Origin of the sequence: Hydrogenophaga aromaticivorans (genome assembly GCF_013387465.1) — a bacterium.
GTDB lineage: Bacteria > Pseudomonadota > Gammaproteobacteria > Burkholderiales > Burkholderiaceae_C > Hydrogenophaga > Hydrogenophaga aromaticivorans.
Genome location: NZ_VYGV01000016.1, coordinates 24,055 through 30,505 on the forward strand (window position 1 = coordinate 24,055; position 6,451 = coordinate 30,505).

Below are 6,451 nucleotides of genomic sequence, written 5' to 3' on the forward strand. Positions count from 1 at the left end.
GCGACCGAAGCTCAGGCGCTCGCGCCCTGCAAGCTTGCCGGCCCAGCGAACCGCCCCACCAGCCAGTGCAACAGGCCGGCCACCGCCAGCAGCGTCAGCAGGCCGAAGCCCCAGCCCACCCACAGCAGCGGACCGACCCAGGCCATGAGTGCATCGCCCGAGGGCAGCACCGCGCCCAGCCATTGCACCCCATCCGCGGCCAGGGCCTGCAGCGCGGCGAGTTCCGCGGTGTCCACCCATGGGGCCAGCCAGGCTGGCGCTGCCGGGACCGACCAGCCACCCACCGCGCCGCCCGCCTGCGTGAGCGCACCGGCGTCCATGGCGCCCAGCAGCCAGCCGGCGAGCTGGTGGGTCAGGGCCACCAGCCCGGTCCACCCGGCGGCCAGCAGCGCCGCAAGGCTCCAGATCAGTGTTTTCATGGTCAGACCCCCACCGGCCGGCGCCAGGCGACACCCAGCGCGTCCAGCAGGTCCGCCTCGCCGTCGGCCAGGTGTCCGTCGGCCAGCGTCAGGGCCTCGCACTGCTGCGCGATCAGGTCCTGCAGGTCGGGCCGGGTGATTTCCGCCATGAGCTGCTCGCGCGTGGTGGCATCGACCGTCCCGGTCCAGCGGCCGTTCCCGATGGTGAGCAGGTCCTGGCAGAACCGGTCGAGCACGTCCTTGAAGGCTTCCGGGCTCAAGCCCAGACGGGCCGGCGCGTCGAGGCGGTCCAGCGCCCGGAGTTCGGTCATCGAGTAGTGGCCATCGGCCACCAGGGCCATGGCCAGCACGCGGGCGGCGGCTTGCGGGCTGTTGACGGGAAGGGATTGCATGTAGATGTCCTTTCGGTGAAGCGATGGACTCAGTCGTTGCTGCCGATGCCCATGAGGCTCAGCAGGCTGGTGAACAGGTTGAAGGCCGAGACGAACAGGCCCACCGTGGCCAGCACGTAGTTGGTCTCGCCGCCGTTGACGATGCGGCTGGTCTCGAACAGGATCAGGCCCACCGACAGCAGCGCGACCAGACCCGACACCGCCATCGCCAGGGCCGGCATCTGGAAGAAATAGGCGCTCACGGCCAGCACCAGTGCGATCACCATGCCAGCGAACAGGAAGCCGCCTATGAAGCTGAAGTCACGCCGCGTCGTCAGCACATAGGCCGACAGCGCCACGAAGGTGGCTCCGGTGGCGCCGAGCGCGGCCACGATGGTGCCGGCGCCGCCGGGCAGGGCCAGCGTGTGCGTCAGCAGCGGGCCGAGCGTGTAGCCCATGAAGCCGGTGAGCGCGAACACGGCGGGCAGCGCCCAGCCGCTGTTCTGCAGCTTGTGCACCGCGAACAGCAGGCCAAAGTAGCCCACCAGCGTGATCACCAGTCCGGGCGCGGGCCAGCTGCCGGCCACTGCCAGAGCGGCCACGCCAGCGCTGAACAGCAGGGTGAGCGAGAGCAGGGCGTAGGTGTTGCGCAGCACCCGGGCCACCTGCGGGCGGTCCAAGGTGAGCGAAGGGCGGGTGGCCAGGGAAGGGTGGCGTGTTGTGCGTTCCATGAGGGTTCTCCAGAGGTGAACAGGGAGCCTCGAAGATAGGGCTGCATTGAATTCTGAAAAAGCAGACAATAACGAACATTCAATCAGTTAACCGCGAAGCATGAGCCAGGACCTCAACTACAAGCACCTGTATTACTTCTGGGTCACGGCCAAGGAGGGCGGCATGTCCCATGCGGCCGAACGGCTGGGCATGGCGGTGCAGACCATCAGCGCCCAGGTGCGATTGCTGGAGCAGTCGCTGGGCCACGCGCTGTTCAAGCCCGCCGGACGCGGCCTGGCGCTAACCGAGGCGGGGCAAGCGGCTCTGCAGGTGGCCGAGCAGATCTTCCAGCTCGGCGAGCAGTTGCCCAGCGCCGTGCGCGACGCCACCAGCCAGAGCAGCGTGCGGCTGGTGGTCGGCATCTCCGATGGCCTGGCCAAGCTCGCCGTGCGCGAACTGCTGGCCCCGGCGCTCGAAGAGCCGCGCCTGCGCCTGGTGTGCCACGAAGACGACTTCGACGACCTGCTCGCCGATCTCGCCCTGCACCGGCTCGACGTCGTGCTGTCCGACCGGCCCGCGCCCGCCAACCCCAACCTCAAGCTCTACAGCCACGCCATGGGGTCCTCGCCGCTGGGCTGGTACGCGCCCGAGGCGTGGTTCGACCGGGCCCGCGACAACTTCCCGCACAGCCTGGCCGAGGTGCCGGTGCTGCTGCCGAGTTCACACGCCTCGGTGCGCCTGCGCATCGACCAGTGGTTCGAGCAGCAGGGCGTGGTGCCCCGCGTGGTGGGTGAATTTGAAGACAGCGCCCTGCTCGCCACCTTCGGGTCGTCGGGCATGGGTGTGTTCCCCGCCTCCGAACGCATGCGCGACAAGCTCTCGCAGGGCTATGGCCTGCGGTGGTTCGCTTCCTGCGAGGGCGTGCAGGAGCACTACTACGCCATCGGCACCGCGCGCAAGGTGCAGCACCCGCTGGTGCAGAAGCTGCTCGATGCCGGGGGTGCGCCGAAATGAGCACGCTGACCCCAGCCACCCAGGTGCCCTGGGCCGTGAGCAGCCCGTTTCGCATGCGCCCGGGGCTCGCGCGTCTGGCCGCGGGCGGCCATGCCCCTGCCGAGCCGCCCGCGCTGTTTGTGCGCGATGCGCTCGCCAGCGCCTATGCCGGACACAAACGGGCGGCGCTGCAGGCGCACCGCGCGCGTTGCCAGATCGGCCAGGCCGATCCCGCCGTGCTGCAGGCCATCGCTGACGCCTGCGCGACGCAGACCGGCGTCGTGCTCACGCCCGAGGCCGACGCGCTGGCGCAGGGCCTGCAGGAAGATTTCGTGATCCTGCACGACGAGCCCGATGGCGAGGCCGGTGCACCCACCCTGCGCACCCGCTTTCTCTCGGTCTGCTTCCCGTCGAACTGGAGTCCGGCCGAAAAACACGGTCTCGACTTTGCCGCCATCCACGCCCCCGTGGCCGACAACGCGCTGCTGCAGGCGGGTGGCAAGGGCATCGTCGACATGGCCTTTCGCCAGGCGCCGATGCTGCGCCACGTCTGGCTGCTCACGCCCAGCGGCGACCTGCCGCAACACCCCGAGACGCGCCGCACGCGCTGGGAAGACGCGCTCGCCGCCGCCGACGCGCCGGGCGCTTCGGGCCGCTTGCTCGACCAGGTGTTCTACCGCGTCGAGCGCCAGACCACGTTGCCGCTGCCGGCCCTGCGCCGCGGCGTGTTTTTCATCCGCGTGATGGTGTGCCCGCTCACCGAGGCGCTGGGCGTTGCGCCCGGGCGCGCCGCGCAACTGGCCGAAGCGCTGGCCTCGATGAGCGAGGCGGTGGTGGCCTACCGGGGCATGGGCGCGGTGCGCGAGCGCCTCTGTGCCGAACTCGGTGCCATCGGGTCCTGAACCGCCCATGAAAAAGGCGACCCGCAGGTCGCCTTGTCGACGAACGGCAGCGATCAGGCGGATTTGACCGTGGTGCTCGTGCCGTGGGTCTTCACCGACTCGATGCCCGCGTCACGCCCCGCTGCCGCCTTGTACATCTGGCTCGTGCCGATCACCTGGTGGTTGGCGGCTTTGAGATTGAAGTAGCAGCGCCCGTCGGACGCGTCCTTGCGCTCGTAGCGTGCGTCGTCACCGCAGTTGGCCTGCACCGACTGGATGCCGTTCTCCGCCGACGCCTTGCTGGCGTATTGCTCGCTGCGCAGAATCACCTCGCCGTTGCCCGCTTTCAGGACAAAGGAAAACTGACCCTTGTCGTTGGAACCCAATTCGTAGCTGCCTGCCATGTCTGCTCCTGGTTGGTGAGTGAAGAGTGCCGAAGCAGCCGGATGATAGGTCGGGCGCGCACCTTCGAACAGTCGCCCGTCGAACCGGGCACCACGAATCGGGCCGCCAGGGTCTCGGAGCGTGACAAATGCCCCTGCCGTGTCGCGCGGAGCGACACCCTGACTACCGCCCTACGACCGTGACGGTCATTTTCGCCAGACAGCCGGAATCGTGCTTAAATACCATCCACATAGATTCCACATGGATGGCAAAAAGATGGTAGAGAACAAGCTGACCGACCCCAGAACCCGGGTCGGCGAGACCGAGAAGATGACGATCAACCTCGGCGTGGTGGATCTGGGCCAGGTGGACCTGCTGGTGCAGGAAGGCTTTTATTCCAACCGCTCCGACCTGATCCGCACCGCCGTGCGCAACCTGCTGGCCACGCACGCGGACACGCTGCGCCAGACGGTGGCACGGCGCATGCTCATGCTGGGCCTGCAGCACCTGAACCGCACCGATCTGGAGCGCGCGGTGGCCGCCGGTCAGCGGCTGAACATCCATGTGGTCGGTCTGGCGCGCATCGCCGACGACGTGACCCCCGAGCTGGCGCTGGCCGCGATCGAGTCCGTGTCGGTGCTGGGGGTCTTTCAGGCCAGCCCTGAAGTGCGCCGGGCGCTGGCCGGGCGCATGGTGTGACACATCGCCTGACATCAACCCCCTTCAACATGGCAGCCGGTGCACACAGGCCAGCGCCGACCCAAAGAAACCCCCGATTTGAAACACCCTTTCCATCCGCCCGTCCTCCCCTTGTCCGTCCCGAGAGCCACTGCCATGAACATCCAAGACACCATTGAACGTGCGCTCAAGGCCGCCGGGTTGAACACCACGAGTGGGCCCATGCGCGGCGTGACCGAAACGATCCGCAAGGCCCTGTCATCGGCCGGTCTGGGTGGCGCGACCGAACCGCCCCGCGCAGCACCGGGGCAGAGCGCGCCCCGTGACGGCGACACCATCGAGGTGGTGGCGCGCGAAGTGGCGGGTTCGGCAGAAGCCGGGACGCCGACCGCTCCTCATCCCCCTGTGGCCAAGCGGTCCGCCGCCGCCAAACCCGCCGAGACGGCCGAGGGCCAGTTCCTTGTGCGTAGCTTCAGCTCGGCGGCCGGCACCCGTGCCTACAAGCTGTACCTGCCGCCGCAGGCCGCGAAGGCCCCTGCCAAAGCCCTGCCGATGGTCGTGATGCTGCACGGCTGCACACAGTCGGCCGACGACTTTGCCGCCGGCACGCAGATGAACCGCCTGGCCGATCAACACGGCTTTCTGGTGCTCTATCCCGAGCAGGCCGCGAGCGCCAATCCCTCGCGCTGCTGGAACTGGTTCAGCCCGCACGACCAGGTGCGCGAGGGCGGCGAACCGGCACTGATTGCCGGCATGGTCCAGGCGGTGGCGGCCGAACAGCCGGTGGACCCGCGCCGCATCTATGTGGCGGGCCTGTCGGCCGGCGCGGCCATGGCCGTGATCCTGGGGCAGACCCACCCCGAGCTGTTCGCTGCGGTGGGCGCCCATTCCGGTCTGCCCTATGCGGCTGCACACGATATCCCCTCCGCCATGGCCGCCATGAAGGGCCGCGTCGTGATGGGCCGTGCGCATTTTCCCGGCACGCCCGAAGACCCACGCCGACCGGCGACACAGGCTGTGCCGGTGATCGTGTTCCACGGCGACCGTGACCACACGGTGCAGCAGAGCAATGGCGACCAGATCGTGAGCCAGGCGCTCGCGGCGTACGCGAGCGAGGCCGGCAAAAACGGTGTCAAGGCGAGCAGCGAAGAAGGCAGCACCGACGCCGGGCAGCGCTACACCCGCACCCGGCACCTGGCCGCTGACGGGCGTTGCCTCGTCGAGGCCTGGGCCCTGCACGGCGCGGGTCACGCCTGGTCGGGCGGCAACGCCGAAGGTTCGTTCACCGACCAGAAAGGCCCGGACGCTTCGGCCGAAATGTTGCGTTTCTTTCTGGCGCAGCCGGCCGCTTAGCGCCACGCCTTCGTTTCGAGCCCGCCCATGGGTGTGTAGAATCGTGGGCTTCGCGGCTGTAGCTCAGCTGGATAGAGTACTTGGCTACGAACCAAGGGGTCGTGGGTTCAATTCCTGCCAGCCGCACCAGACGGAAAGCCCGCAACCTGAAGAGGTTGCGGGCTTTTTCTTTGCCGGTACGGGAAGCCTGTGGGGTGCCTGGGCAAGGGTATTGCTTCACCGATTCGTCCAAAACACCCGCCAGGGCGCATAATGCGTTGGTGCGAGTTGCAAAACACCCGCACAAGTCAGGTGATCGGTCAGTTTCGCGCGCTACGGCGGCACTTTCGAGTTTGTTGTGCTTTCGGGACCCCATCGCTTTGTTTTTTGGTATTTGAGGAGTCCCCATGGGCAATAAACTTTACGTCGGCAACCTGCCGTACACCGTCCGCGATGAAGACCTGCAACAGTCTTTCAGCGAATTCGGCTCTGTTTCCAGCGCCAAGGTCATGATGGAACGCGACACCGGTCGCTCCAAAGGCTTTGGTTTCGTCGAAATGGGCAGCGATGCCGAAGCGCAAGCCGCCATTTCCGGCATGAACGGTCAGTCGCTCGGCGGCCGCAGCATCACGGTGAACGAAGCCCGTCCGATGGAGGCACGTCCTCCCCGTACCGGCGGCTA

General features: G+C 67.7%; 9 protein-coding genes and 1 tRNA gene. 6 read left to right on the forward strand and 4 right to left on the reverse strand.

Annotation, left to right across the window (positions count from 1 at the left end; all coding sequences use genetic code 11):
• Positions 1-11: 11 nt before the first annotated feature.
• From F3K02_RS16970 to F3K02_RS16980, 3 genes are read right to left on the reverse strand one after another with little or no spacing between them, the layout of a single operon-like run.
• Positions 12-419, reverse strand: coding sequence for a hypothetical protein (locus F3K02_RS16970; RefSeq protein ID WP_177136822.1), 408 nt, complete (start codon positions 417-419; stop codon positions 12-14).
• Between the two features lie 2 nt (positions 420-421).
• The gene (locus F3K02_RS16975; RefSeq protein ID WP_177136823.1) at positions 422-811 is read right to left on the reverse strand and encodes a tellurite resistance TerB family protein; all 390 of its coding nucleotides are present in this window, start codon (positions 809-811) and stop codon (positions 422-424) included.
• 29 nt (positions 812-840) lie between these two features.
• The gene (locus F3K02_RS16980; protein WP_177136824.1) at positions 841-1,521 is read right to left on the reverse strand and encodes a Bax inhibitor-1/YccA family protein; all 681 of its coding nucleotides are present in this window, start codon (positions 1,519-1,521) and stop codon (positions 841-843) included.
• A gap of 100 nt (positions 1,522-1,621) precedes the next feature.
• Between F3K02_RS16980 and F3K02_RS16985 the strand changes: the two genes are divergently transcribed.
• Both F3K02_RS16985 and F3K02_RS16990 read left to right on the forward strand, forming a co-directional pair.
• A complete protein-coding gene (locus tag F3K02_RS16985; RefSeq protein ID WP_177136825.1) occupies positions 1,622-2,515 on the forward strand; it encodes a LysR substrate-binding domain-containing protein in 894 nt (297 codons plus the stop codon).
• Positions 2,512-3,396: a heme-dependent oxidative N-demethylase subunit alpha family protein gene (locus F3K02_RS16990; protein WP_177136826.1), complete on the forward strand. Its 885-nt coding sequence runs from the start codon at positions 2,512-2,514 to the stop codon at positions 3,394-3,396. The genes F3K02_RS16985 and F3K02_RS16990 overlap by 4 nt, the downstream gene beginning before the upstream one ends.
• 53 nt (positions 3,397-3,449) lie before the next feature.
• Here the strand turns inward: F3K02_RS16990 and F3K02_RS16995 are convergent, their stop codons facing one another.
• Positions 3,450-3,779, reverse strand: a complete 330-nt coding sequence (locus F3K02_RS16995) for a YegP family protein (RefSeq protein ID WP_177136827.1) — start codon at positions 3,777-3,779, stop codon at positions 3,450-3,452.
• Positions 3,780-4,020: 241 nt separating this feature from the next.
• On the opposite strand from F3K02_RS16995, the gene F3K02_RS17000 reads away from it, so the two are divergent.
• From F3K02_RS17000 to F3K02_RS17015, 4 genes are all read left to right on the forward strand, one after another.
• Complete coding sequence (locus tag F3K02_RS17000) at positions 4,021-4,458, forward strand: CopG family transcriptional regulator (protein ID WP_246309561.1); 438 nt, start codon at positions 4,021-4,023, stop codon at positions 4,456-4,458.
• Between the two features lie 135 nt (positions 4,459-4,593).
• Positions 4,594-5,790, forward strand: a complete 1,197-nt coding sequence (locus F3K02_RS17005) for an extracellular catalytic domain type 1 short-chain-length polyhydroxyalkanoate depolymerase (protein WP_177136828.1) — start codon at positions 4,594-4,596, stop codon at positions 5,788-5,790.
• Positions 5,791-5,842: 52 nt separating this feature from the next.
• Positions 5,843-5,919 (forward strand) — tRNA-Arg (locus F3K02_RS17010).
• Between the two features lie 257 nt (positions 5,920-6,176).
• The coding region (locus F3K02_RS17015) for an RNA recognition motif domain-containing protein (protein ID WP_177136829.1) at positions 6,177-6,451 on the forward strand (275 nt) is incomplete at its 3' end.